Source organism: Leifsonia sp. NPDC080035 (genome assembly GCF_040050925.1).
GTDB lineage: Bacteria > Actinomycetota > Actinomycetes > Actinomycetales > Microbacteriaceae > Leifsonia.
The window spans coordinates 3043330-3065686 of sequence record NZ_CP157390.1; the positions used below are offsets into that span (position 1 = coordinate 3043330).

The 22357-nt window shown below is 70.0% G+C and carries 25 protein-coding genes and 1 tRNA gene; 20 read left to right on the forward strand and 6 right to left on the reverse strand.

Annotation, left to right across the window (positions count from 1 at the left end):
- The first annotated feature begins 46 nt into the window (after positions 1-46).
- Genes murI through rdgB form a run of 3 tightly spaced genes read left to right on the forward strand, consistent with a single transcriptional unit; the run spans position 47 to position 2251 of the window.
- Entirely contained in the window at positions 47-865 is an 819-nt protein-coding gene (murI, locus tag AAME72_RS14715; protein WP_348787299.1) for a glutamate racemase, read from the forward strand.
- 37 nt (positions 866-902) lie between these two features.
- Positions 903-1658: a ribonuclease PH gene (rph, locus tag AAME72_RS14720; protein WP_348787300.1), complete on the forward strand. Its 756-nt coding sequence runs from the start codon at positions 903-905 to the stop codon at positions 1656-1658.
- A complete protein-coding gene (rdgB, locus tag AAME72_RS14725) occupies positions 1658-2251 on the forward strand; it encodes an RdgB/HAM1 family non-canonical purine NTP pyrophosphatase (protein WP_348787301.1) in 594 nt (197 codons plus the stop codon). The genes rph and rdgB overlap by 1 nt, the downstream gene beginning before the upstream one ends.
- 22 nt (positions 2252-2273) lie before the next feature.
- On the opposite strand, the gene mftG is transcribed toward rdgB, so the two are convergent.
- Positions 2274-3800, reverse strand: a complete 1527-nt coding sequence (mftG, locus tag AAME72_RS14730) for a mycofactocin system GMC family oxidoreductase MftG (protein ID WP_348787302.1) — start codon at positions 3798-3800, stop codon at positions 2274-2276.
- Positions 3797-4393, reverse strand: coding sequence for a mycofactocin system transcriptional regulator (mftR, locus tag AAME72_RS14735; protein WP_348787303.1), 597 nt, complete (start codon positions 4391-4393; stop codon positions 3797-3799). The genes mftG and mftR overlap by 4 nt, the downstream gene beginning before the upstream one ends.
- Positions 4394-4463: 70 nt before the next feature.
- On the opposite strand from mftR, the gene mftE reads away from it, so the two are divergent.
- From mftE to AAME72_RS14805, 14 genes are all read left to right on the forward strand, one after another.
- The gene (gene mftE, locus AAME72_RS14740) at positions 4464-5153 is read left to right on the forward strand and encodes a mycofactocin biosynthesis peptidyl-dipeptidase MftE (RefSeq protein ID WP_348787304.1); all 690 of its coding nucleotides are present in this window, start codon (positions 4464-4466) and stop codon (positions 5151-5153) included.
- Positions 5150-6586: a mycofactocin biosynthesis glycosyltransferase MftF gene (gene mftF / locus AAME72_RS14745; RefSeq protein ID WP_348787305.1), complete on the forward strand. Its 1437-nt coding sequence runs from the start codon at positions 5150-5152 to the stop codon at positions 6584-6586. Before mftE ends, mftF begins: the two co-directional genes overlap by 4 nt.
- 102 nt (positions 6587-6688) lie before the next feature.
- Positions 6689-6787, forward strand: a complete 99-nt coding sequence (mftA, locus tag AAME72_RS14750; protein WP_348787306.1) for a mycofactocin precursor MftA — start codon at positions 6689-6691, stop codon at positions 6785-6787.
- Positions 6777-7100, forward strand: coding sequence for a mycofactocin biosynthesis chaperone MftB (mftB, locus tag AAME72_RS14755; RefSeq protein ID WP_348787307.1), 324 nt, complete (start codon positions 6777-6779; stop codon positions 7098-7100). Before mftA ends, mftB begins: the two co-directional genes overlap by 11 nt.
- Positions 7097-8371 carry a mycofactocin radical SAM maturase gene (gene mftC / locus AAME72_RS14760; protein ID WP_348787308.1) on the forward strand — a complete coding sequence of 425 codons (1275 nt, stop codon included), beginning with the start codon at positions 7097-7099 and terminating at the stop codon, positions 8369-8371. The genes mftB and mftC overlap by 4 nt, the downstream gene beginning before the upstream one ends.
- Positions 8372-8510: 139 nt before the next feature.
- Positions 8511-9326: a mycofactocin-coupled SDR family oxidoreductase gene (locus AAME72_RS14765; RefSeq protein ID WP_348787309.1), complete on the forward strand. Its 816-nt coding sequence runs from the start codon at positions 8511-8513 to the stop codon at positions 9324-9326.
- A gap of 20 nt (positions 9327-9346) precedes the next feature.
- Positions 9347-10210: a mycofactocin-coupled SDR family oxidoreductase gene (locus tag AAME72_RS14770; RefSeq protein WP_348787310.1), complete on the forward strand. Its 864-nt coding sequence runs from the start codon at positions 9347-9349 to the stop codon at positions 10208-10210.
- 11 nt (positions 10211-10221) lie between these two features.
- The gene (locus AAME72_RS14775; RefSeq protein WP_348787311.1) at positions 10222-11055 is read left to right on the forward strand and encodes a mycofactocin-coupled SDR family oxidoreductase; all 834 of its coding nucleotides are present in this window, start codon (positions 10222-10224) and stop codon (positions 11053-11055) included.
- A 50-nt stretch (positions 11056-11105) separates the two neighbouring features.
- Complete coding sequence (locus AAME72_RS14780; protein WP_348787312.1) at positions 11106-11942, forward strand: mycofactocin-coupled SDR family oxidoreductase; 837 nt, start codon at positions 11106-11108, stop codon at positions 11940-11942.
- 28 nt (positions 11943-11970) lie between these two features.
- Positions 11971-12783 carry a mycofactocin-coupled SDR family oxidoreductase gene (locus AAME72_RS14785; RefSeq protein ID WP_348787313.1) on the forward strand — a complete coding sequence of 271 codons (813 nt, stop codon included), beginning with the start codon at positions 11971-11973 and terminating at the stop codon, positions 12781-12783.
- A 35-nt stretch (positions 12784-12818) separates the two neighbouring features.
- Positions 12819-13736 (forward strand): MoxR family ATPase, encoded by a 918-nt coding sequence (locus AAME72_RS14790; RefSeq protein WP_348787314.1) that lies wholly within the window; start codon positions 12819-12821, stop codon positions 13734-13736.
- A 45-nt stretch (positions 13737-13781) separates the two neighbouring features.
- Positions 13782-14714 carry a vWA domain-containing protein gene (locus AAME72_RS14795; protein ID WP_348787315.1) on the forward strand — a complete coding sequence of 311 codons (933 nt, stop codon included), beginning with the start codon at positions 13782-13784 and terminating at the stop codon, positions 14712-14714.
- A gap of 43 nt (positions 14715-14757) precedes the next feature.
- Positions 14758-15975 carry a pre-mycofactocin synthase MftD gene (gene mftD, locus AAME72_RS14800; protein ID WP_348787316.1) on the forward strand — a complete coding sequence of 406 codons (1218 nt, stop codon included), beginning with the start codon at positions 14758-14760 and terminating at the stop codon, positions 15973-15975.
- A gap of 88 nt (positions 15976-16063) precedes the next feature.
- Complete coding sequence (locus tag AAME72_RS14805) at positions 16064-16966, forward strand: cation diffusion facilitator family transporter (RefSeq protein ID WP_348787317.1); 903 nt, start codon at positions 16064-16066, stop codon at positions 16964-16966.
- Positions 16967-16999: 33 nt separating this feature from the next.
- On the opposite strand, the gene AAME72_RS14810 is transcribed toward AAME72_RS14805, so the two are convergent.
- From AAME72_RS14810 to AAME72_RS14825, 4 genes are all read right to left on the reverse strand, one after another.
- Positions 17000-17707 carry a VTT domain-containing protein gene (locus tag AAME72_RS14810; protein ID WP_348787318.1) on the reverse strand — a complete coding sequence of 236 codons (708 nt, stop codon included), beginning with the start codon at positions 17705-17707 and terminating at the stop codon, positions 17000-17002.
- 193 nt (positions 17708-17900) lie between these two features.
- Positions 17901-17982: transfer RNA gene (locus AAME72_RS14815), tRNA-Leu, on the reverse strand.
- Between the two features lie 18 nt (positions 17983-18000).
- Positions 18001-19038, reverse strand: a complete 1038-nt coding sequence (locus AAME72_RS14820) for an LLM class flavin-dependent oxidoreductase (protein ID WP_348787319.1) — start codon at positions 19036-19038, stop codon at positions 18001-18003.
- A 64-nt stretch (positions 19039-19102) separates the two neighbouring features.
- Complete coding sequence (locus tag AAME72_RS14825; protein ID WP_348787320.1) at positions 19103-20368, reverse strand: MFS transporter; 1266 nt, start codon at positions 20366-20368, stop codon at positions 19103-19105.
- A gap of 58 nt (positions 20369-20426) precedes the next feature.
- On the opposite strand from AAME72_RS14825, the gene AAME72_RS14830 reads away from it, so the two are divergent.
- Genes AAME72_RS14830 through AAME72_RS14840 form a run of 3 tightly spaced genes read left to right on the forward strand, consistent with a single transcriptional unit; the run spans position 20427 to position 22346 of the window.
- On the forward strand, positions 20427-20744 hold the full coding sequence (locus AAME72_RS14830) for a hypothetical protein (protein ID WP_348787321.1): 318 nt from the start codon (positions 20427-20429) through the stop codon (positions 20742-20744).
- A gap of 55 nt (positions 20745-20799) precedes the next feature.
- A complete protein-coding gene (prfB, locus tag AAME72_RS14835; protein ID WP_348787322.1) occupies positions 20800-21918 on the forward strand; it encodes a peptide chain release factor 2 in 1119 nt (372 codons plus the stop codon).
- A complete protein-coding gene (locus AAME72_RS14840) occupies positions 21915-22346 on the forward strand; it encodes a GNAT family N-acetyltransferase (RefSeq protein WP_348787323.1) in 432 nt (143 codons plus the stop codon). The genes prfB and AAME72_RS14840 overlap by 4 nt, the downstream gene beginning before the upstream one ends.
- Positions 22347-22357: the final 11 nt, after the last annotated feature.

The following is a 22357-nucleotide window of genomic DNA, read 5'->3' on the forward strand; positions in this document are numbered from 1 at the left end:
ACCATACCGGCGGAGGCGCGAGGCGGGCGGGGTAGGCTGGACTGCTGTGAGTGATGCGCCGATCGGGATCTTCGACTCGGGCGTCGGCGGCCTGACGGTCGCCCGCGCCATCCGGGACCAGCTCCCGAACGAGTCCCTGCTCTACGTCGGCGACACCGCGCACTCGCCGTACGGGCCGAAGCCGATCGCCGAGGTGCGCCGGTACTCGCTCGAGGTGCTCGACTTCCTGGTCGACCAGGGCGTCAAGCTGCTGGTGATCGCCTGCAACACCGCGTCGAGCGCCGTGCTGCGGGATGCGCGGGAGCGCTACTCGGTGCCGGTCATCGAGGTCATCCAGCCGGCCGTGCGCCGGGCCGTCGCGGCGACCAGGACCGGTCGGGTCGGCGTGATCGGCACCGTCGGCACGGTCGCCTCGCGCGCCTACGAGGACGCCTTCGCCGCCGCCCCCACGCTGGAGCTCTTCACGCAGGCCTGCCCCCGCTTCGTCGAGTTCGTCGAGGCCGGCATCACCAGCGGCGAGGAGGTGCTGCGGGTCACCGCCGACTACCTGGCGCCGCTGCGCGAGGCCGACGTCGACACCCTCGTGCTGGGATGCACGCACTACCCGTTCCTCAAGGGCGCGATCTCGTACGTGATGGGCGAGGGCGTCTCCCTGGTCTCCAGCGACACCGAGACCGCGAAGGATGTCTACCGCACGCTCGTGAGCGGTGGTCTGGAGCGGCGCGAGGCGACGCCGCCGACGATCCGCTACGAGGCCACCGGGGACGACGCCGCCAACTTCCTGCGCCTGGCGCACCGCTTCATCGGCCCCGAGGTCTCCCGGGTCGACCTGGTGCAGACCGGCGTGATCGACCTGCCGCTGTAGCGGCGGCATCCACCGTCCGACCACCCCAAGGAGAGTCATGTCCGACACCACCCGCGCCGACGGGCGCACCGCCGACGGGCTCCGGCCCGTCACGATCGAGCGCGGCTGGAGCCGTCAGGCGGAGGGTTCCGCCCTCATCTCGTTCGGCAACACCCGGGTGCTGTGCACCGCATCCTTCACCAACGGCGTCCCGCGCTGGATGGCGGGCAAGGGCCGCGGCTGGGTCACCGCCGAGTACTCTATGCTGCCGCGTTCGACGAACGAGCGCATGGACAGGGAGGCGGTCAAGGGCAAGATCGGCGGCCGCACCCACGAGATCAGCCGGCTGATCGGCCGGAGCCTCCGCGCGGTCGTCGACATGAAGGCGCTCGGCGAGAACACGATCGTCCTCGACTGCGACGTGCTGCAGGCCGACGGCGGCACGCGCACGGCCGCGATCACCGGCGCGTACGTCGCACTCGCCGACGCGCTGGAGTGGGGACGGCAGCACCGGTTCATCGCGCAGAAGGCGACTCCGCTGATCGACTCCGTCTCCGCCGTGTCCGTCGGCATCATCGACGGGACGCCCATGCTCGATCTGGCATACGTCGAAGACGTGCGTGCGGAGACGGACATGAACGTGGTCGTCACCGGGCGCGGGCTCTTCGTCGAGGTGCAGGGCACGGCCGAGGGCGCGCCCTTCGACCGCGCCGAGCTGAACTCCCTGCTCGACCTGGCGCTCGCGGGCACGACGGAGCTCGCCGGCATCCAGACCGCGGCGCTCGCCTCCTCCGAGCTCGGGATCGAGGGCTGATGGTCCGCGTCGTCCTCGCGACCCACAACCAGCACAAGGCGCTCGAGTTCCAGCAGATCCTCGGCGACGCGGTGCCCGGACTCGAGATCGTCGCCTACGACGGCCCCGAGCCCGTGGAGGACGGCGTCACCTTCGAGCAGAACGCGCTGATCAAGGCCCGCGCCGCGGCCGCCCACACCGGGCTTCCCGCGCTCGCCGACGACTCCGGCATCTGCGTCGACGCGATGGGCGGCGCGCCCGGCATCTTCTCCGCCCGCTGGTCCGGACGGCACGGGGATGCGCAGGCGAACCTCGCGCTCCTGCTCGACCAGCTCGCCGAGCTGCCGGAGGGAATGCGCGGCGCCCACTTCACGGCCACGCTGGCCCTCGTGGTGCCCGGGGGAGCGACGACGGTCGTCGAGGGGATCTGGCCCGGCCGGATCGCGACCGAGGCGCGCGGCGAGCACGGCCACGGCTACGATCCGGTGTTCATCCCGGAGGGCTTCGACGAGACGGCGGCCGAGCTCGGTCCCGACGTCAAGAACGCCCAGAGCCACCGGGCACGCGCATTCGCTGCGATCGCGCCGGCGCTGCGATCGCTCGCGTCGGGCTGAAGGTCGCGGTCCGCGGCGGCACTCAGTCCTGATCGTCCGGCGACGTGGTGATGCCGGCAAGTGCCGACCCGATGACGGATCCGACGAGCAGCGCGGACACCGCGGGCCCGCGTCGCGGCGCGGCCGGGAGGATGCTGGTGTCGGCGACCACGAGACCCTCCAATCCCCGCAGCCGGCCCCAGCCGTCGACCGGCGCATCGTCGCCGCCGAAGGGAACCGTCCCGCAGGTGTGCAGCGATGTGCCGATGCGGCCCCGGATCCATGCGTCGAGGGCGTCGTCGTCGTTCAGGTCGAACCGGGAGGGGAGGTCGGTCCAGTCCGCCTCGGACCGCCACTCCTTCGAGTGGAGCAGTTCGGCGGTGAGCCGGAGCAGCTCCCGAAGGCGGCGACGGTCCTGCGCGGTGGCCAGGTAGCCGTAGTCGAGGGTGGCCTCACCGGTCTCCGCCACGACGGCGAGGCGGCCGCCGTTGCGCGGAGCCATGACACTCGTCATCAGCGTGCGTGTTCCGTCGTCCGGCCCGCCCACGAGAGCGGACGGCGAGACCAGCGTGGCCAGCAGCTCTGCGCCCTCGGTGTGCAGGGCCGCCCCGAGCCACGAGCCGTCCGGCGCGGGAACGGCATGCCGGGGTCGCCACTGCACGACGAGTTGCGGGTGGTCGCCGAACCCGGCGCCGATCCGTGGCGCGTCGACGACGACCGGTATGCCGAGTCTGTCGAGCTCGGCCGCCGGCCCCACGCCGGAGACGAGCAGGAGACGTGCCGAGGCGATCGCCCCGGCGCAGAGCACGACCTGAGGCGCCGTGATCGACTGACCTCCCGCCGGGCCGCGAATCTCCACGCCTGTCGTCCGGCCGGCCGCCGTCGTCACCCGCCGGACTTCCGTGTCCCCGACGACCGTCAGATTGGGTCGATCGAGGATCGGGAGCAGGATGGCCGAAGCCGCATTCACCCGCGCCCCGTCCCGGACATTCCGTGGGACGGGGCCGATTCCCGGTTCGGCCCACGCATTCTTGTCCGGCTCGGGTGGGAAGCCGAGGCGGGCCGCCGCTGCGGCGAACGTCCGCGCGATCGGCGTGTCCGCCCCGTCTCTGTGCACGGGAAACGGGCCGCCGGTGCCGTGCACGGCGCTCGCGGCGAAATCCCTGTCGTCCTCGAGTGCGCGCAGCAGCGGGAGAACGCGCCCGGGGCTCCAGTGCGACCCGCCGATCGCCGCCCATTCGAGGAGATCGGCCCGCGTCGGGCGGATGAAGTAGCCGCCGTTCACGGTGGAGGAGCCGCCGGCGACGCGCCCCCGAACGGTGTCGTACGGGCGTTGCGCCGTCAGGACCCCGGGGAAGCGCCAGACGAACCGGGGGTCGGCGATGCCCGCCACGGACGCGCTGTCCATGAGGTCCGGCGGGAAACCCTCGGATGCGCCGGGCACCATCCCCGCCTCGACGAGAAGCACACGTCGAGAGGGGTCGCGCGAGAGGCGCTCGGCGACCACGCAGCCGGCGGACCCCCCACCGACCACGACGGCGTCGAACCCCCTCGCCGCGTCAGCCATCATCCCCGCCCGTCGGGCAGACGATCCAGATTCTCGAGTGCTTCGCCGAGGATCGCCAGCAGATCGCCGTTCTCGTCGCGGAGCCAGGCCTCGTACGCCGAGAGGGACACGGCGAGGTAGATCCAGGCGATCTCCTGCGGCAACAGGTCACTCGGGGCGAGCTCGAGACGCTCTGCGGCGAAGTCGGCGATGGCCGCGCGCCAGGATGCGTATCGCAGCGCGGAGTGCGCCACGAGCGCCGGGACGTTGAGGAGAAGCTGCATGCGCTCGCGGTGATCGGACAGCTCCGAGACCGGGTACCGGTTGAACTCGAGAACCGCCTCGCGCAGTCCCTCGTGCATCGGGGTCCGCGCGTCGATCGCCGCCAGCGCGGCGCGGAACTGCTCGACGAGCGTGTCGAAGTCGCCCCACGCGAGGTCGTTCTTCGACGCGAAATAGCGGAAGAAGGTCCGCCGCCCGATGCCGGCCGCTGCCACGATGTCATCGACCGTCGTCTCCGTGAAACCGCGCTCGATGAACAGTCTCAGGCCGATGTGACCCAATCGCGCCTTCGTCGAGGCGCGCTGTCCTCGCTGGGTGGAGATCGGCTCGCGCATCGTCCCATTGTGGACCACCGCGGAGCGCGACAACCGCTGCCGCCGTCGTCGGCGTCTGTACACTGTCGCCATGCGGCTCGGCGATCTCACCTGGAGACGGGCGGAGACCGGCTCCCTCGTCCTGGTGCCCGTCGGCTCCCTGGAACAACACGGCCCGCACCTGCCCCTGAACACCGACAGCGTGATCGCCACCGCCGTCGCCGAGGGGATGGCACGCGCACTGGCGAGCTCTCGGACCGTCGCTGTCGCGCCCGCTGTGCCGTTCGGCGCCAGCGGCGAACACCAGGAGTTTCCCGGGACCGTTTCGATCGGCACCGAGGCCCTCGCACTCGTCCTGGTGGAACTCGCGCGATCGCTCGGCACGTGGGCGGCCGGCGTCGTCTTCGTGAACGGACACGGCGGAAACCTGGACGCCTTCGGCGCCGCCGTCGAGGTCATCCGAGCAGAGGGGATGGCGGCGACCTGGGTGCCCTGCGCGGTGCCGGACGGTGACGCGCACGCCGGCCGCACCGAGACGTCCCTCATGCTCCACCTCGGCCCGGACACGGTGGAGCTCGGCGTCGCGGCCGCGGGAGCGACCGAGCCGATCGGTCGTCTCCTGCCCGCGCTGCGCGCGGCGGGGGTGCGGGCAGTGGCGCCGAACGGTGTGCTGGGAGACCCGGCCGGGGCGTCCGCGGCCGAGGGCGAGCGCCTCCTCGCGTCGATGATCAGCGGTGCGCTTGCGCGGCTGGAGCCGACGCTCGCCGCAGGGGCCCGATGACCGGGCTGCCGGACGGCGCCGTCGTCGAACTCCGGCGCGACGTCCGCGTGTCCGACGCCGGGCGCACGCTGATCGGCGGCGCCCCGACGCGGGCGCTGTATCTGACAGAGGCGGCGGTCGGGCTCCTCGTCGACCGGCGCCTCACGGTGTCGTCCGCGGCATCGAGGAGGCTGGCGACCCTCCTCCTGGATGCGGGGATCGCCGAGCCCGTCCTCGACTCGCTCCCAAAGTCGGCCGCCGGCCCCGGCGACGTCACGGTGGTCATCCCGGTGTATGGAAGGACGCCAGGGCTGGAGCGGTTGCTGGCGAGCATCCCGGAGGGGCACCCCATCGTCGTCGTCGACGATGCCTCGCCCGATCCCGCCCCGATCGCTGAGGCGGCCGAACGATACGGCGCCGCCGTGGTGGTTCTCCCCGACAACCGCGGCCCCGGCGGGGCGAGGAACGCAGGCCTCGCCGAGGTGCGCACCGAGTTCGTCGCCTTCGCGGACTCCGACGTCGTCATCGACGACACGGTGATCCCAGCGCTGTTGAAGCACTTCGTCGACCCGGCAGTCTCCGTCGTGGCGCCCCGCGTGCTCGGCCTGGTCGATGGAGACGAGACGAACTGGATCGGACGATACGAGGCGGCGCGCTCGTCGCTCGACCTCGGAGCGGTCGGCGGGAGTGTGCGCCCGCGTTCGCCGATCGCGTGGGCGCCTGCGGCGTTCCTCCTCGCCCGCGTCGCCGATCTCGGCGCCGCCTTCACGCCGGGGGTCCGCAAGGGCGAGGACGTCGATCTCGTGTGGCGGCTGGTCTCCGAGGGGCGGCGCATCCGCTACGAGCCGCTCGTCGTCGTCCGGCACGAACACCGGACGACGGTGCGGACGTGGCTCGGGCGCAAGCTGGAATACGGATCGTCTGCGACGGGCCTCGCCAAGCGTCACGGCAGCCTCGTCGCGCCGGCGATCCTCGCCCCGTGGAGCACCGTGTTCATCCTGGGGCTCCTCCTCCAGAGGCGTTGGTCGATCGTCCTGGCGGGCGGTTCCGTCGTGTTCGCGTGGCTTCGGATCGCGCGCCGGCTCGGGCGAGGATCCCACCCCTACAGGGACGCCGCACGCCTGACGGCGAAGGGCGTCGGATCGACGGTGTGGCAGACCGTCGCGCTGATCCTCCGCCATTGGTGGCCCCTCGCCGCCGTCGCTGCGATCCTCTCGCGCCGCGCGCGGCGCGCCGTCGCCGCCGCTGTCGTTCTGGACGCGGCGGTGGAGTACGGCCGGGTTCGGCCGCGACTCGACCCGATCCGGTTCGCACTCGCACGCCGCCTCGACGACATCGCGCACGGCTACGGGATCTGGAAGAGCGTCGTCACGGAGCGTTCGGCTCGCGCGCTGCTCCCGCATTTCGTCCGGTCGACCCGGGCCACCTCGGCGATCCGCACGCAGAAGAGCTGATCGCTCTTGCCCTGGCACCGAGTGCCACCTAGAGTATGGACCATCGCGGGAACACTCCACGATCGATGACGATCACGCTGCACTGTTGCAAAGGAGAAACGCATGGATGATAAGAATTCAGCCATCGACGCCGACGAGATGATCGAGGCCGACGCCCTTGTGGAAGAGGTCTCCATCGATGGGATGTGCGGTGTCTACTGACATCACCGCCCGACCAGCCGACACCGGCGAACCGATCTCCGGCCGGATCGACCTGGAGCGCGCGTGGCGCGTGCACCCGCAGGTTTCGATCCGGCCGGAACCGTTCGGAGCCCTTCTCTACCACTTCGGCACCCGCACCCTGTCGTTCCTGAAAGATCCTCGGCTGCTCGCCGCCGTCAACGGGCTGTCGGCGCACGCCACGGCCAGGGAGGCGTGTCTCGCGGCCGGCATCGAGGAGTCCCAGCTGCCGCGGTTCGCGGTCGCCCTGGAGACGCTGCGCCGATCGCAGATGATCGTGGGGGTGCCGGCGTGACACTGCTGGAACCCGCCCCGCCCCGCACCCGTCCGGAACCGGGCTCCCGGCTCGTCGATCTGTTCGAGTACGGGCTGGACGCGCCGATCTGCCTGACCTGGGAGCTCACCTACGCGTGCAACCTCTCGTGCGTGCACTGCCTGTCGAGCTCCGGTCGCAGGGACCCGCGCGAGCTGACGACCGATGAGTGCAAAGCGGTGATCGACGAGCTCGAACGGATGCAGGTGTTCTATGTGAACATCGGCGGCGGCGAGCCGACGGTCCGAAGCGACTTCTGGGAGATCGTCGACTACGCCACCAGCCATCACGTCGGCGTCAAGTTCTCGACGAATGGCGTGAAGCTCACCCCCGAGCGCGCGAGGCAGCTCGCGGCCAACGACTATCTGGACGTGCAGATCTCGCTCGACGGCGCCACTGCCGAGGTCAACGACTACGTGCGCGGCCCCGGCTCGTACGACACCGCGTTGACGGCGATGCAGAACCTCCACGACGCGGGGATGAAGAACTTCAAGCTCTCGGTCGTGTGCACGCGGTACAACATCCCGCAGCTCGACGAGTTCAAGGCGATCGCCGACCGCTACGGCGCTCAGCTCCGCCTCACCCGGCTCCGCCCGTCCGGCCGCGGCGCCGACACGTGGGACGATCTGCACCCGCTGCCCGCGCAGCAGCGCGAGCTGTACGACTGGCTCGTGGCCAACGGCGATGGTGTGCTGACCGGGGACTCGTTCTTCCACCTGTCCGCCTACGGTCAGGCCCTTCCCGGGCTGAACCTGTGCGGCGCGGGACGCGTGGTCTGCCTCATCGACCCGGTCGGCGACGTCTACGCCTGCCCCTTCGCCATCCACGAGGAGTTCCTCGCCGGCAACGTCCGGATGCCGGGCGGATTCCAGGAGGTGTGGAGGGGCTCGGAGCTCTTCCAGCGCCTCCGTCAGCCGCAGTCGGGCGGAGCGTGCAGCTCCTGCCAGTTCTTCGACACCTGCAAGGGCGGCTGCATGGCGGCGAAGTTCTTCACCGGGCTGCCGCTGGACGGTCCCGACCCCGAATGCGTCCAGGGTTACGGCGAGGAGCTGCTCGCCGCGGCCACGGAACGTTCTGCTCCCCGCCCCTCCATCGACCACTCGCACCGCACCTCACCGCCGCGGCCCCGCAGCGGGCTCGGACCCGTCAGGGTCACGCTGAAGCGCCGTGAGGAGCTGGGCCGACCGACAGCGAACGCCTGCGAGCCGGATCCGCTCGCCGGATTCACCGAAGCAACGACCGCACGACAGTAGCCTCCGCTCCGCGAGGGGAGGACAGCGAGACACACCCGAGGCGACCTCGGGCGATTCTGCGCGCCCATTCGGGCGCCACACGATGCTCCGCCGCGCGCATGAAGCGACGACGGAAGGACAAAGAGAAAGAGGATCGATCATGGGAGTTCTCGAGGGCAAAGTCGCCTTCATCACCGGTGCTGCCCGCGGCCAGGGCCGCAGTCACGCCGTCCGCCTCGCCCAGGAGGGAGCGGATATCGTCGCGATCGACATCGCTGCGCAGATCGACAGCGTCCCCTACCCGATGTCGTCGCCCGACGATCTCGCCGAGACCCAGCGTCTGGTGGAGGCGCTCGACCGTCGCATCGTCACCCAGGTGGCCGACGTACGCGATCGGGATGCGCTGCAGGCGGCTTTCGACGCGGGAACCGCTCAGCTCGGACCGGTGGACATCGTGCTCGCCAACGCCGGGATCGCGCCGATGTCGATGCACCCGTCCGTGCAGGAGTGGACGGACGTCATCGCGACGAACCTGACCGGCGTCTACAACACCGTCGAGGTCGCGAAGCCGTCGATGATCGAGCGCGGCGTGGGTGGAGCGATCGTCCTCACGAGCTCGACGGCCGGACTCACGGGAATCGGCGGGGACACGCCCGGCGGCCTCGGCTACACGGCGGCGAAGCACGGCGTGGTGGGACTGATGCGCGCGTACGCGAACTACCTGGCCCCGTACTCGATTCGCGTCAACACGGTGCACCCGACGGGCGTGAACACTCCGATGGTCGTCAACGACGTCATGCAGGAGTTCATCCAGGCCGACCCCGCGATGGGGCAGGCGATGGCCAACGCGCTTCCGGTACCGATGGTCGAACCGGTGGACATATCCAACGCGATCCTCTGGCTCGTGTCCGACGCCGCCCGCTACGTGACCGGGGTGACGCTCCCGGTCGACGCCGGCTTCGTCAATAAGCGATAGGGCAGAGAGAAGGCATCGAAATGGGAATGCTGGATGGCAAGGTCGCACTGATCACGGGAGGCTCCCGCGGTCAGGGCAGGGCGCACGCCGTGACCTGCGCGCGGGAAGGGGCCGACGTCATCATCGTCGACACCCTCGACCAGATCGGAAGCGTCGTCTACCCGATGGCGCAGCAGGCGGACATCGACGAGACCGTACGCCAGGTCGAAGCGCTCGATCGACGGATCGTCGCCGTCGTCGGCGATGTGCGCAGGCAAGCGGACCTGGACGCGGCCGTCTCCCGCGGCGTCGCCGAGTTCGGGAGGGTCGACATCCTGATCGCGAATGCCGGCATCTTCTCGCTCGCTCCGGCGCACGAGATGACCGACGAGATGTGGGACGACATGATCGCCGTCAATCTCACCGGGGTGTGGAAGTCGGCCAAGGCCGTTCTTCCGCAGATGATGTCGCAGGGCGGAGGGTCGATCGTGATGACCTCGTCCATCAACGGTCTGGAGCCCGGCGAGAACTACGTGCACTACTGCGCGGCGAAGTTCGGCGTGGTCGGCGTGATGAAGACGCTCGCCCTGGAGTACGCGAAGCACGGGATCCGCGTCAACGCGGTGCACCCCGGTGCGATCCTCACCCCGATGACGAGCTGGCAGGGCGCATGGGACATGATGTCGGGCAAGCCGGCCGGTGAGGGGACCGAGGCGGACATGCTCGAGGCCGGCTATTCGTTCCACGCCCTCAAGGGCAACGGCTTCCTCTCGCCCCAGCGCATCGCCGATGCGGCGCTGTGGCTGAACTCCGACCTCGCGTCGTCGGTCACCGGCATCTCGGTTCCTGTCGACGCCGGTCATCTGCTCATGCCGGGCTACAACTCGGCGCCGGTCAAGGGCTGAGGAGGACGGTCATGGCAGGACGTGTGGAAGGCAAGGTCGCCTTCATCACCGGTGCGGCCCGTGGTCAGGGTCGCAGCCACGCGATCAGGCTCGCCCAAGAGGGCGCCGACATCATCGCGATCGATCTGCTCGAGGACGTTCCAGGGGCTCCCTATGCCGGAGCAACGGAAGCGGATATGGCGGAGACGGTGCGTCAGGTCGAGGCGCTCGACCGTCGGATCGTCGCGAGCAAGGCGGACGTGCGGGACTTCGACGGGCTGAAGAGCGCCCTCGATTCCGGCGTCGCCGAGCTCGGGCGGCTCGACATCGTCTCCGCGAACGCCGGGATCTCCACCCAGATGGCCCCGACGGACCAGCTGTCGGAGGAGATGTGGCAGAACATGATCGACACCAACCTCACGGGCGTGTGGCACACGGCGAAGGCGGCGATCCCGCACATCCGCAGCGGCGGGCGCGGCGGGTCGATCGTGCTCACCAGCTCCGAGGCGGGGATCCGCGGGTACGGCAACATCGCCCACTACGTGTCGGCGAAGCACGGCGTCGTCGGGCTGATGCGCACGCTCGCGCTGGAGCTGGCGCCGGAGAGCATCCGGGTGAACAGCATCCATCCGACGCAGGTGGACACCCCGATGATCCAGAACGCGGCGACCTACGACCTCTTCACCGGCAAGGAGGGGTCGACGAAGGACGAGTTCGCCGACGCATCGCGCCGGGTGATCGCGCTCCCGATCCCCTGGGTGGAGGCGGTGGACATCTCCAACGCCCTTCTCTGGCTCGCCTCGGACGAGGCGCGGTACGTCACGGGCGTGCCGCTTCCGGTCGACGGCGGCAACTATCTGATCTGATCCGGTGCGCGGCCCCCTGGTCGCGCGGACGACGAAAGCAGGAGAACGACATGACAGGACGTGTAGAAGGAAAGGTCGCACTCGTCACCGGGGCGGCTCGGGGGCAGGGACGCAGCCACGCGCTCCGCCTGGCGCAGGAGGGGGCCGACATCATCGCGGTGGACATCGAGAGCCAGATCGGCTCGGTGCCCTACGCCATGTCCTCGTCGGAGGACATGGCCGAGACGGTCCGCCAGATCGAGGCGCTCGATCGCCGGATCGTCGCGACCCGCGCAGACGTCCGCGACTCGGCAGCGCTGCGCGCCGCGGTCGACGACGGAGTCGCGCAGCTCGGCAGGCTCGACATCGTCTCCGCCAACGCCGGCATCTTCAGCTTCGGGACGCTGGAGGAGCTGAGCGATGAGGAGTGGAACGACATGCTGGCGGTGAACCTCACCGGCGTGTGGCACACCGTGAAAGCAGCGACCCCGCATCTGCGTGCGAACGGGGGAGGGTCGATGATCCTCACCAGCTCGACCGCGGGGCTGCTCGCCATACCCAACATCGGTCACTACGTCGCGGCGAAGCACGGGGTGGTCGGTCTGATGAAGACGGCGGCCTTGGAGCTCGCGCCGGACAACATCCGGGTCAACTCGGTGCACCCGACGAGTGTCGACACCGACATGATCCAGAACGCCGCCACCTACGCGCTGTTCGCGCCGGACCTTCCGGAGAGCGAGCGCACGAAGGAGACGCTGGCCTCCCGCTTCGCGGCGATGAACGTCCTGCCGGTGCCCTGGGTGGAGGCGGTCGACATCTCCAACGCGGTGCTGTGGCTCGCCTCCGACGAGTCCCGGTACGTGACGGGTCTGGAGCTCAAGGTCGACGCGGGCCAGACCCTGAAGTAGATGCAGGGAGACACGAGAGGAAGAACACATGGCAGGACGACTCGAAGGCAAAGTCGCCTTCATCACTGGGGCGGCGCGGGGCCAGGGCCGCTCGCACGCCGTGCGACTGGCCGAAGAGGGGGCGGACATCATCGCGGTCGACATCGTCGATCACCTTCCCAACGTCCAGTACCCCTCGGCGACCCCGGAGGATCTCGATGAGACCGTGCGTCAGGTCGAGGCACTCGACCGTCGGATCAGCGCACGCAGGGTGGACGTCCGCGACCGCGCAGCGCTGAAGGCGGCGATCGACGAGGGCGTGGCCGAGCTCGGCCACCTCGATATCGTGGTCGCGAACGCCGGCGTCTGCGTGATCGCCGCCTGGGACGAGACGACGGAGGACATCTGGAACCAGACCATCGGCACCAACCTCACCGGCGTCTGGAACACGGTCAGCCTGGCAGCTCCGCACCTGATCGCCGCCGGCGGCGGATCGATGATCCTCACGAGTTCCGCTGCGGGCATCAAGGGACTGCCGTTCCTGAGCGCCTATGTCGCCGCCAAGCACGGCGTCGTCGGCGTGATGCGGGCATTCGCGACCGAACTCGCCGAGTACAACATCCGCGTCAACACCATCCACCCCACCGGCGTGGACACTCCGATGGGCGCCTTGACGGAGAACCCGTTCGGGCCGTTGCTGGAGAAGCACCCGCGGGTCGGCGGGATGCTGGCCAACATGCTCCCCATCGAGGTCACGCAGCCGAGGGACCAGTCGAACGCCGTGCTGTTCCTCGCCTCGGATGAGGCGCGCTACATCACCTCGACAGAGCTGACGGTGGACGCCGGGAACACGCAGTACTGACCGATGCTGCACGATCACACGGGAGAGGACGACGCATGAGCGAGACGAACGAGAGCGGACTGGAGGCGCGGATCCTCTCCCGGGTGATCGGCCGCGAGCGCGAGCTTGAGCTCGCTCTCGCCGCCGTCGCGTCGGGACGAGACCTGGTGCTCGAGGGGCCGCCCGGCACGAGCAAGACGACCATGCTCACGGCGATCACGCAGGAGTGGGGCATCCCGCTGCTGTTCGTCGAGGGCAACGGCGACCTGACGCCGGCGAAACTCATCGGCCATCACAACCCCGCGCGCGTGCTCCGCGAGGACTACAGCGCGGAGAACTTCGTCTCCGGCCCGCTGGCCGAGGCGATGCAGCGCGGCGGATTCCTCTACATCGAGGAGTTCAACAGGGCCCCGGAAGACACCCTGAACACCCTGCTGACCGCGATGGCCGACCGCCGGATCGAGGTGCCGCGGGTGGGGACGATCGTCGCGGAGCCCAGCTTCCGGGTCATCGCGTCGATGAATCCCTACGACAATGTCGGGACGACCAGGCTCTCGACCAGCGTCACCGACCGGCTGAACCGGATCGTCGTCGGCTACCAGGATGCGCAGAGCGAGGAACGGATCGTCGCCCTCCGCACCGGGCTGGATGACGGCGCGCTCGCGGCGGCGATCGTGTCCGACGCGGTCGCGGTCACGCGTGCGACCCGCGATCACGTCGCCGTGCGTCAGGGCAGCAGCGTCCGGGGCGCCATCGACTGCGCCGCGATCGCCTCGGAGCTCGCGACGCTGCGCGGCATCGCGTCTCGGGACGGCGAGCGCTACCCGCAGCTCATCCTCGACGCGATGCTCGTAGCCCTATCGGGACGCATCCGCCTCGACGAAGCGGCGGAGACGACGCCGGAGGCCGTGCTGACCGAGATCTGGGAGGACCGTTTCGTGCTCGAACCCGCGATGTATGCGGGGCCGACGTGAAGAGCCGCCGCGGCCGAATCCCCGGTCCAGCGCGCGCGCGAGTCGGTGGCGGCGCGGCCACTGCGCCGGACGCCGAAACAGCTCGACCAGGAGCCCCTGGTCTTCGAGGCGGCCGCGGGGAAGGGCGGGCGCCTGCTGCAGGCCCGCCGGCGCGGTGCCGGCTCCGCCAGCCGTCCGCTTCCGTCCGTGCTGACGGCGGATTTCACCGACGAGCAGGGCGAGGTGGTGACGATCGACGAACAGGTCGCAGCGGAACCGCGCGTGCGTGAGCGCGCACGCCGCATCGCCGCGCAGCTCGCGGTGCCGCGCCCGCGGGCGACGTCGCGGGCACGACGCGGGCAGGGGATCCTGGCGAGCCTGCCCTACCGCGGCGCGGCCGACGACATCGACCTCGACGCGACGATCGAGGTGCTGGCCGAGCGGCCCGTCCCCGAGGACGACGACATCATCGTCCGCGACCGGCTGCGCACGACACGGACGGTCGTGCTGGCCGTGGATGTGTCAGGGTCCGCCAAGGGCGAGCGGATCCAGACCGCTGCCGCGACCGTCGGGGCGCTCGCGGGGGAGCTGGAGCGCGACCGCCTGGGCGTGATCGCGTTCTGGTCGGACGCGGTCGTTCTGCTCCGCCCCGGAGACCCGGTGCGACCTCGCGAGCTTCTGGACGATCTGCTTCGCATCCCGGCTCGCGGGTTGACGAACGTCGCCTTCCCGCTTCGCCTCGCGGCGGAGCAGCTGGCGGGTGCGCCCGAGCGCGAGGTCCGGGCGATCCTCCTCTCGGACTGCGTGCACAACGCGGGCGAGGATCCACGCCCGGCCGCGGCAGCGCTTCCTCGCCTGGATGTGCTGCTCGACACCACCGGAGAGAGCGACATCCAGCTCGGCCGCGAGCTGGCGGCGGCAGGCCACGGCACCCTGCACACGGTGCACGACTATCGCGGCGTCGCTCCCGCCATCACCGAGATCTTCCGAACGAATTGACCGACAGATCCTGCGAGAGATCGCGGATCGGAGAGGGGGCACGATGCCCTGGAAGCAGAACCCGTGGTTCGAGACCGTGCTGGAGGCCCAGCGCAGAGCCAAGAAGAGGCTCCCGCCGTCGGTCTACGCCGCGCTCGTCGCAGGGTCCGAACGCGGCCGCACGCCGGATGACAACCAGAACGCGTTCGCCGAGCTGCAGTTCGCCCCGCATGTCGCCGGCCATCAGAGCGAGCGGGACCTGGCGACGACGGTCCTCGGCATCCCGATCTCGCTGCCCGTCCTGATCTCGCCGACCGGAGTACAGGCCGTGCATCCCGACGGCGAAGTGGCGGTCGCTCGTGCGGCGAAGGCCCGCGGCACGATCATGGGGCTGAGCTCCTTCGCCAGCAAGTCGATCGAGGAGGTTGCGGCGGCCAATCCGAACACCTTCTTCCAGATGTACTGGACGGGCAGCAGGGAAGCCATGGTGCAACGGATGGATCGGGCGCGAGCCGCCGGGGCGAAGGCGCTCATCGCCACGCTGGACTGGTCGTTCTCGATCGGCCGGGACTGGGGCAGCCCGGCCATTCCCGAGCGCCTTGATCTCAAGGCGATGGTCGATTTCGCTCCCGAGGCCGTGATCCGGCCGAAGTGGCTGACGTCATACCTGCGCTCCCGCCATCTCCCCGACCTGTCCGCGCCCAATCTCACGCCTCCCGGCGGAACGGCTCCGACCTTCTTCGGCGCCTACTACGAGTGGCAGCAGACTCCGCCGCCGACCTGGGAAGACGTCGCGTGGCTTCGGGAGGCCTGGGGCGGACCGTTCATGCTCAAGGGCATCACGCGCGTCGATGACGCCAGGCGAGCCGTCGACGCCGGGGTGGACGCGATCTCGGTGTCCAACCACGGCGGAAACAACCTGGACACCACACCCGCGACGATCCGCTGCCTGCCCGCTGTGGCGGATGCGGTCGGCGATCAGGTGGAGGTGCTGCTGGATGGCGGCATCCGGCGCGGCGGGGACGTGGCGAAGGCTCTCGCGCTCGGCGCCCGCGCGGTCATGATCGGGCGCGCCTACCTCTGGGGCCTCGCGGCGAACGGTCAGACGGGCGTCGAGAACGTGCTCGATCTCCTCCGGATGGGTCTGGATTCGGCGGTCCTCGGGCTCGGACGCTCGTCCGTCTCCGAACTGGGACCCGACGACTTCTTCATCCCGGAGGGCTTCACGCGCACGCTGGGCGCTCAGACGGTCGATGCCGAGGCGAGCGGCACCGCCGTGTAGCGACAGCGATGCGATAACGAGAACGGCACTCATTCCTATCTAGCCGGATCGCTGGCGGTGCCGCCGACTTCTATCTACCGTAGAAGTGATGAGTCACAACCACGGGCACGCAGCCAACCGCAACCGCCTCCTGATCGCGATCGGGATCGTGGCGGCGGTGCTCGTCGTGGAGGTCGTCGGCGCGCTCATCAGCGGCTCGCTGTCGCTGCTCGCCGACGCCGGCCACATGCTGAGCGACCTGACCGGGCTGATCGTCGCGCTGCTGGCGACGATCGTTGCCGCCCGCCCGGCCACCGACCGGCAGACCTTCGGGTTCCGCCGGGCCGAGGTCTTCGGCGCGCTCATCAACGGGCTCATCCTGATCGTGGTGGCCGTCTTCGTCACGATCGGCGCGGTCGGCCGGCTGCTGAGCGGCGAGGCCGAGGTGCAGTCGGCGCCGATGCTCGTCGTCGCCGCGATCGGCCTGGTCGCCAACTTCGGTGCGCTGCTGTTGTTGCGTCCCGCGGCCGGGCACTCGATCAACATGCGCGGCGCCTACCTGGAGGTCTTCGGCGACCTGATCGGGTCACTGACCGTCATCGTCGCCGCCGTCGTCATCATGCTGACCGGCTTCGTGCAGGCGGACGCGATCGCGTCCCTGCTGATCGCCGCGTTCATCGTGCCGCGGGCGTTCCTGCTGCTGCGGGACGTGGTGCGCGTGCTCAGCGAGGCGGCGCCGGCCGACACCGATGTCGCCGAGATCCGGGACCACATCCTCGGCACGGCGGGAGTCGTCGCGGTCCACGACGTCCACGTCTGGGCGATCACGTCGGGCGCTCCGGTGTTCAGCGCGCACGTGGTCGTGGAGCCCGCGGTGTTCCGCTCAGGCGGGACGGGCCGGCTGCTCGACGAGCTCTCCGGCTGCCTCTCGAAGCACTTCGATGTCGAGCACTCGACATTCCAGCTGGAACCCGCGGAGCACGCGGCGCACGAGGACGAGTTCCACCGCTGAGGTCGGCCGGGCCGGATCGGGCCGGGCTACGTCTCAGACGTCGGGGGTCGTCGCGGGGTGCGAGCCGGCCGCGTCGTCGGCGGCGCGCTTCCTCTTCGCCTTGCGGACCGACTGCACGTAGTGGAACAGCGTCGGGATGAGCGTGACGACGACGGCGCCGATCAGGATGATGTCGATGTAGTTCGACACGAACGTCGCGACCGGCGGGATGTAGCCGATGAGGTAGCCGAAGAACGTGAGGCCGGCGCCCCAGATCAGCGCGCCGATGGCATTGTAGAGCGAGTACTTCTTGTAGTTCATGTGGCCGACGCCGGCGGCGACCGGGGCGAACGTCCGCACGATCGGGACGAAGCGGGCGAGGATCACCGCCAGGGCGCCGAAGCGCTCGAAGAAGTGGTTGGTCCTGCGCACGTTCTCCATGCTGAACAGGCCGCTCTCCTTGCGTTCGAACACGCGCGGACCGGCCTTGTGCCCGATCAGGTAACCGACCTCGCCGCCGAGGAACGCGGCGATCGCGATGAACAGCGCGACCCACCACACGTTGAAGCCGAAGACCGGATGGTCGCTGTGCGACAGCAGACCGGAGATGACGAGCAGGGTGTCGCCCGGGAGCAGGAAGCCGACCAGCAGCCCCGTCTCGGCGAAGATGATGCCGCACACCACGAGGAGCGCCCAGGGGCCCGCGCCGGAGATGATCGTGTGCGGGTCGAGCCAGGGGATGAGGCCAGCGTGGTGGATCAAGACTCTCCAGGGTGATCGGGTGCGGTGCAGCCGAGTTTACTGGGCTCAACCTGCACGCGTCGTGCGAATTCCGATGCGCGGACAAAGATCATCCTGTGGTCTGACTATGGCCTTGCTGGTCGCACCATGGGGCGATGGCGCACGCGGCGATCGGCGAGGGTATGTGCGACTCGACGGTGTCCGACGCCAGAGGTGCGGGAGAAGGGACTCGAACCCTCACGCCGTGAAGCACAGGAACCTAAATCCTGCGTGTCTGCCAGTTTCACCACTCCCGCGGCGCGCGCTGGGCGCGGCTACGACAATAGCTCATCGACGCGCGGGGCCACCTCGGTGCCGTACAGCTCGATGGCACGCATCAGGTGGTCGTGGCCGAGCGTCCCGTTGCTGATCTTGAGGTCGAAGCGGCGCAGCCCCAGGCCCTTCGCGGCGTATGCGATCTTCTTCGCGACCGTCTCGGGCGAGCCGACGACGAGGGCGCCGTCCTCCGCCGCCTCGTGCTCGAACCGGGCACGCGTCGCGGGCGGCCAGCCGCGCTCGCGACCGATCCTGTTCGTCATCGCCTCGTAGTGCGGCCACAGGATCTCCTTGGCCTCCTCGTCCGTCTCGGCGACGAAGCCGGGGGAGTGCACGCCGATCGGCAGGTCGGTGTCCATCCCGAACTGCTCGAGCGCCGTGCGGTAGAGGTCGGCGAGCGGCTGGAAGCGCATGGGGCCGCCGCCGATGATCGCGATCATCAAGGGGAGCCCGTAGCGGGCGGCTCGCACGACCGACTCCGGGCTGCCGCCGACGCCGATCCACGTCTTCAGCAGACCGTTCTCCACGGGCGGGAAGACGGACTGGTCGGTGAGCGACGGCCGCAGCGTCCCCTGCCAGGTGACCGGCTCCTGGCGGCGGAGCTCGGCGAACAGGTCGAGCTTCTCGTCGAACAGCTGTTCGTACTGGCCGAGGTCGAAGCCGAACAATGGGAAGGACTCGACGAACGATCCACGTCCCAGGATCACCTCGGCGCGACCGCCAGAGACGCCGTCGAGCGTGGCGAACCGCTGGAACACCCGCACCGGGTCGTCCGAGCTGAGCACGGTGACGGCGGAGCCGAGGTGGATGCGCTCGGTCTGCCCGGCGATGGCGGCGAGCACGACCTCGGGGGAGGAGATGGCGAAGTCGCGGCGGTGGTGCTCGCCGAGGCCGATGAAGTCGAGACCGACCCGGTCGGCGAGGACGCCCTGCGCGACCACGTTCCGCAGCACCTGCGCGTGCGGCAGCAGGTTACCGTCGGCGTCGGCGGTGACGTCGCCGAACGTGTCGATCCCGAGTTCCAGCGTTGCGGCCATGCGATCCTCCCGATTCATGCGTATGCATCGAGTCCGAACGGCGGGCAGCGGGCCGGTATTCCCCTCAGGCCGTCCGTGGCCTGCGCGGCACGTAGCGCGGGATGTACCTGGCGAGCATCCCGGCGCCGACGAAGCCGAGCAGTCCCATGATGCCGCTCGCGAACGAGATCGACACCACGGCGGTGAGGAGCGACACGAAGAGGGGCGCCACGGCCTGGCCGGCGTCGCCCGCGAACCGCCACGCCCCGAGGAACGCGGCGGGCCGCTCCTTCGGGGCCAGATCGGCGCCGAGCGTCATGATGATGCCGGAGCCGATGCCGTTCGCCACCGAGAGCGCGATCGAGACCACGATGTACCAGGTCACCTTCGCGTCGAGGTCGTGCGTGAAGGCCAGCACCGCGAAGCCGGCACCCAGTCCCAGCATCGACGGGATGGCGCTCCACATCCGCCCGAAACGGTCCATGATCTGGCCGCTTGCGTAGAAGAGGGCGAAGTCGACCGCCCCGGCGATGCCGATGATGAGCGCCGTGTTCGACTCGCTCAACCCGATCGAGACCGCCCACAATGGCATGAGCACCGTCCGGGCCGACCGAACCGCGCTGACCAGCGCGACGCCGGATCCCATCCGCGCGAGCACCGCGCGGAACGACCAGATGGTGCGGAACAGGCCGTGGGTCCGCTCCTCGGCGTCCTCCTCGCCCGCGGTGACGAGCTCGCCGGCGGCGTCCGCGACCCGCGGGCTCGGGCCGAACATCGTCTCCGGGTCGGGGAGCGCGACGAGCATGACGACGGAACCGAGGCAGCTGACGATGAAGATCCAGAACACCGACTGCGTCGACCCGGTCAGGGCGATGACCAGGGAGGCGATCAGCGGTCCGACGAACCAGCCGCAGCGGAAGACGCCGCCGAGCGTGCTGAGCGCTCGCGCCCGGTAGCGGGGCGGCACGTAGGTGGTCATGAAGGCGTGCCTGGCCAGCGCGAACACCGCGGTCGCGACCCCCACCACGAAGATGCCGGCCATCAGCACCCAGTAGTTCGGCGCGAGCAGGCAGACGACGACGCCGAGGATGGCGACGGCCGCCCCGCCGATCATCGAGCGGCGCTCGCCGATCCGGGAGACGAGCCAGCCGCTCGGGATGTCGCCCGCGAGCTCCCCGAGCATCACCATCGAGGCGATGAAGCCGGCCATCGCCAAGGTGGCGCCGAGGTTGCCCGCGGCGATCGGGATGATCGGGATGATCGCCCCTTCGCCGATCGAGAAGAGCAGCGTCGGCAGGAATGCGGCGAGTGCCACGGAGCGGAAACTGAACGGGCGCTCGTCGGAAGTCATGTCCTTAACACACTACAACTGCCCTGACGGACCGCCCCCGGCCGCATAAGGTGGGGCCGTGAGCGGTCCCGTGAGAGCATCCGCCGCCTTCGTCCTGGTCTGGGCCGCAGGGGTTCTGCTCATCCTGTGGGTGCGGGGCTGGGCCGTGGTCTGCCCGATCGGCGGAGCGGAGGCGTGCGACTCCGCCGCGCGCAACCGGCCGGCGATGATCTCGCTCGGCGGGATGGGTGCCCTGGCGCTGGCGGCGGCCGTGCTCCTGCCCGTGCGGCGGTGGCGGGTCCGCTACGGCCCGTGGCTGCTGGTCGCGACCGGGCTGGTCGCTCTCGTCGGCACGTTCGCCACCATCTGGTCGGCCGGCTTCGTCGTCGGGATCTGAGCAGCGACGTCCCGCCGGGCGCCAGGCGGCGGTCACCGGTAGGCTGGAGGACGCCATGATCGAACTGGACCTCTCCCCGCAGATCGCCGAGCTGCGCTCCACCCTCGGCGACATCACCGCCGTCGTCGACGTCGACAGGCTCCGCGCCGACATCGCCGACCTGAGCGAGAAGGCGGGAGCGCCCGACCTCTGGGACGACACCGCGAACGCGCAGAAGGTGACCAGCGCGCTGAGCCACCGCCAGGCGGAGCTCGCCAGGATCACCTCGATCGAGCAGCGGCTCGACGACCTCGAGGTGCTCGTCGAGCTCGCCAACGAGGGCGACGACGAGGAGTCCGCCGCCGAGGCACGCTCGGAGCTGGAGGCGCTGCAGAAGGCGCTCGGCGACCTCGAGGTGCAGACGCTGCTGAACGGCGAGTACGACGAGCGCGCGGCCATCGTGACCATCCGCTCCGGCGCAGGCGGCGACGACGCGACCGACTTCGCCGAGATGCTCATGCGCATGTACCTGCGCTGGGCGGAGCAGCACAAGTACCCGGTGAAGGTCATGGACACCTCCTACGCCGAGGGCGCCGGCATTAAGTCGGCGACCTTCGAGGTCGACGTCCCGTACGCCTTCGGAACCATGTCGGTGGAGGCGGGCACCCACCGCCTCGCGCGGATCAGCCCGTTCGGCTCCGCGGACAAGCGCCAGACGTCCTTCGCCGCGGTCGAGGTCATCCCGCTGATGGAGGAGGCCACGCAGGTGGACATCCCCGAGGGCGACATCCGCGTCGACGTCTTCCGCTCCTCCGGGCCCGGCGGCCAGTCGGTCAACACGACCGACTCCGCCGTGCGCATCACCCATCTCCCGACCGGCATCGTCGTCTCGATGCAGAACGAGAAGTCGCAGATCCAGAACCGCGCCGCCGCCATGCGCGTGCTGCAGACCCGCCTGCTGCTGCTGCAGAAGGAGGAGGAGGCCGCGAAGAAGAAGGAGCTCGCCGGCACGATCACCGCGAGCTGGGGCGACCAGATGCGCTCCTACTTCCTCTACGGACAGCAGCTGGTGAAGGACCTCCGCACCGGCTACGAGTCCGGGAACCCCTCCGCGGTCTTCGACGGCGACCTCGACGGCTTCATCGCCGCGGGCATCCGCTGGCGCGCGGGCAACAAGGCGGGCGCCGAGGAGTGAGCGCCGTCGTCGTCGAGCGGGTCGTCGCCGCCGGCGACGAGGTGATGGACGCCGTCGTGCGGTTGCTGCCTCAGCTCTCCGGCTCCGCGGTGGCCGACCCGGCCGTCGTCCGCTCGGTCGTCGCAAGCGCGTCCACGTCGCTGTTCGTCGCGCGGCTCGACGGGCGGATCGTCGGGATGGCGTCCCTCGTTGTCTATCCGCTCGTCACCGGCGTCCGCGGGCACGTGGACGACGTGGTCGTCGACGAGGGCGCGCGCGGCCACGGCTGCGCGCGCGCCCTCCTGCTCCGGCTGATCGACGAGGCGGAGCGCAGCGGCGTCCGCTCGCTGGAACTCACCTCCCGGCCCTCGCGGGAGGCCGCGATCGCGCTGTACGAGTCCGTCGGGTTCGTCCGGCGGGAGACCGGCGTCTTCCGGTACGCGGGATAGGGCTCGCTCAC

Coding starts and splice junctions, on each gene's coding strand:
- rph (WP_348787300.1), top strand. CDS start 903: ATGTCCGACACCACCCGCGCCGACGGGCGCACCGCCGACGGGCTCCGG.
- prfB (WP_348787322.1), top strand. CDS start 20,800: ATGATCGAACTGGACCTCTCCCCGCAGATCGCCGAGCTGCGCTCCACC.
- AAME72_RS14775 (WP_348787311.1), top strand. CDS start 10,222: ATGGCAGGACGTGTGGAAGGCAAGGTCGCCTTCATCACCGGTGCGGCC.
- rdgB (WP_348787301.1), top strand. CDS start 1,658: ATGGTCCGCGTCGTCCTCGCGACCCACAACCAGCACAAGGCGCTCGAG.
- mftF (WP_348787305.1), top strand. CDS start 5,150: ATGACCGGGCTGCCGGACGGCGCCGTCGTCGAACTCCGGCGCGACGTC.
- AAME72_RS14805 (WP_348787317.1), top strand. CDS start 16,064: ATGAGTCACAACCACGGGCACGCAGCCAACCGCAACCGCCTCCTGATC.
- AAME72_RS14765 (WP_348787309.1), top strand. CDS start 8,511: ATGGGAGTTCTCGAGGGCAAAGTCGCCTTCATCACCGGTGCTGCCCGC.
- mftA (WP_348787306.1), top strand. CDS start 6,689: ATGGATGATAAGAATTCAGCCATCGACGCCGACGAGATGATCGAGGCC.
- AAME72_RS14780 (WP_348787312.1), top strand. CDS start 11,106: ATGACAGGACGTGTAGAAGGAAAGGTCGCACTCGTCACCGGGGCGGCT.
- mftE (WP_348787304.1), top strand. CDS start 4,464: ATGCGGCTCGGCGATCTCACCTGGAGACGGGCGGAGACCGGCTCCCTC.
- AAME72_RS14820 (WP_348787319.1), bottom strand. CDS start 19,038: ATGGCCGCAACGCTGGAACTCGGGATCGACACGTTCGGCGACGTCACC.
- AAME72_RS14825 (WP_348787320.1), bottom strand. CDS start 20,368: ATGACTTCCGACGAGCGCCCGTTCAGTTTCCGCTCCGTGGCACTCGCC.
- mftG (WP_348787302.1), bottom strand. CDS start 3,800: ATGATGGCTGACGCGGCGAGGGGGTTCGACGCCGTCGTGGTCGGTGGG.
- mftD (WP_348787316.1), top strand. CDS start 14,758: ATGCCCTGGAAGCAGAACCCGTGGTTCGAGACCGTGCTGGAGGCCCAG.
- mftR (WP_348787303.1), bottom strand. CDS start 4,393: ATGCGCGAGCCGATCTCCACCCAGCGAGGACAGCGCGCCTCGACGAAG.
- AAME72_RS14770 (WP_348787310.1), top strand. CDS start 9,347: ATGGGAATGCTGGATGGCAAGGTCGCACTGATCACGGGAGGCTCCCGC.
- AAME72_RS14790 (WP_348787314.1), top strand. CDS start 12,819: ATGAGCGAGACGAACGAGAGCGGACTGGAGGCGCGGATCCTCTCCCGG.
- AAME72_RS14785 (WP_348787313.1), top strand. CDS start 11,971: ATGGCAGGACGACTCGAAGGCAAAGTCGCCTTCATCACTGGGGCGGCG.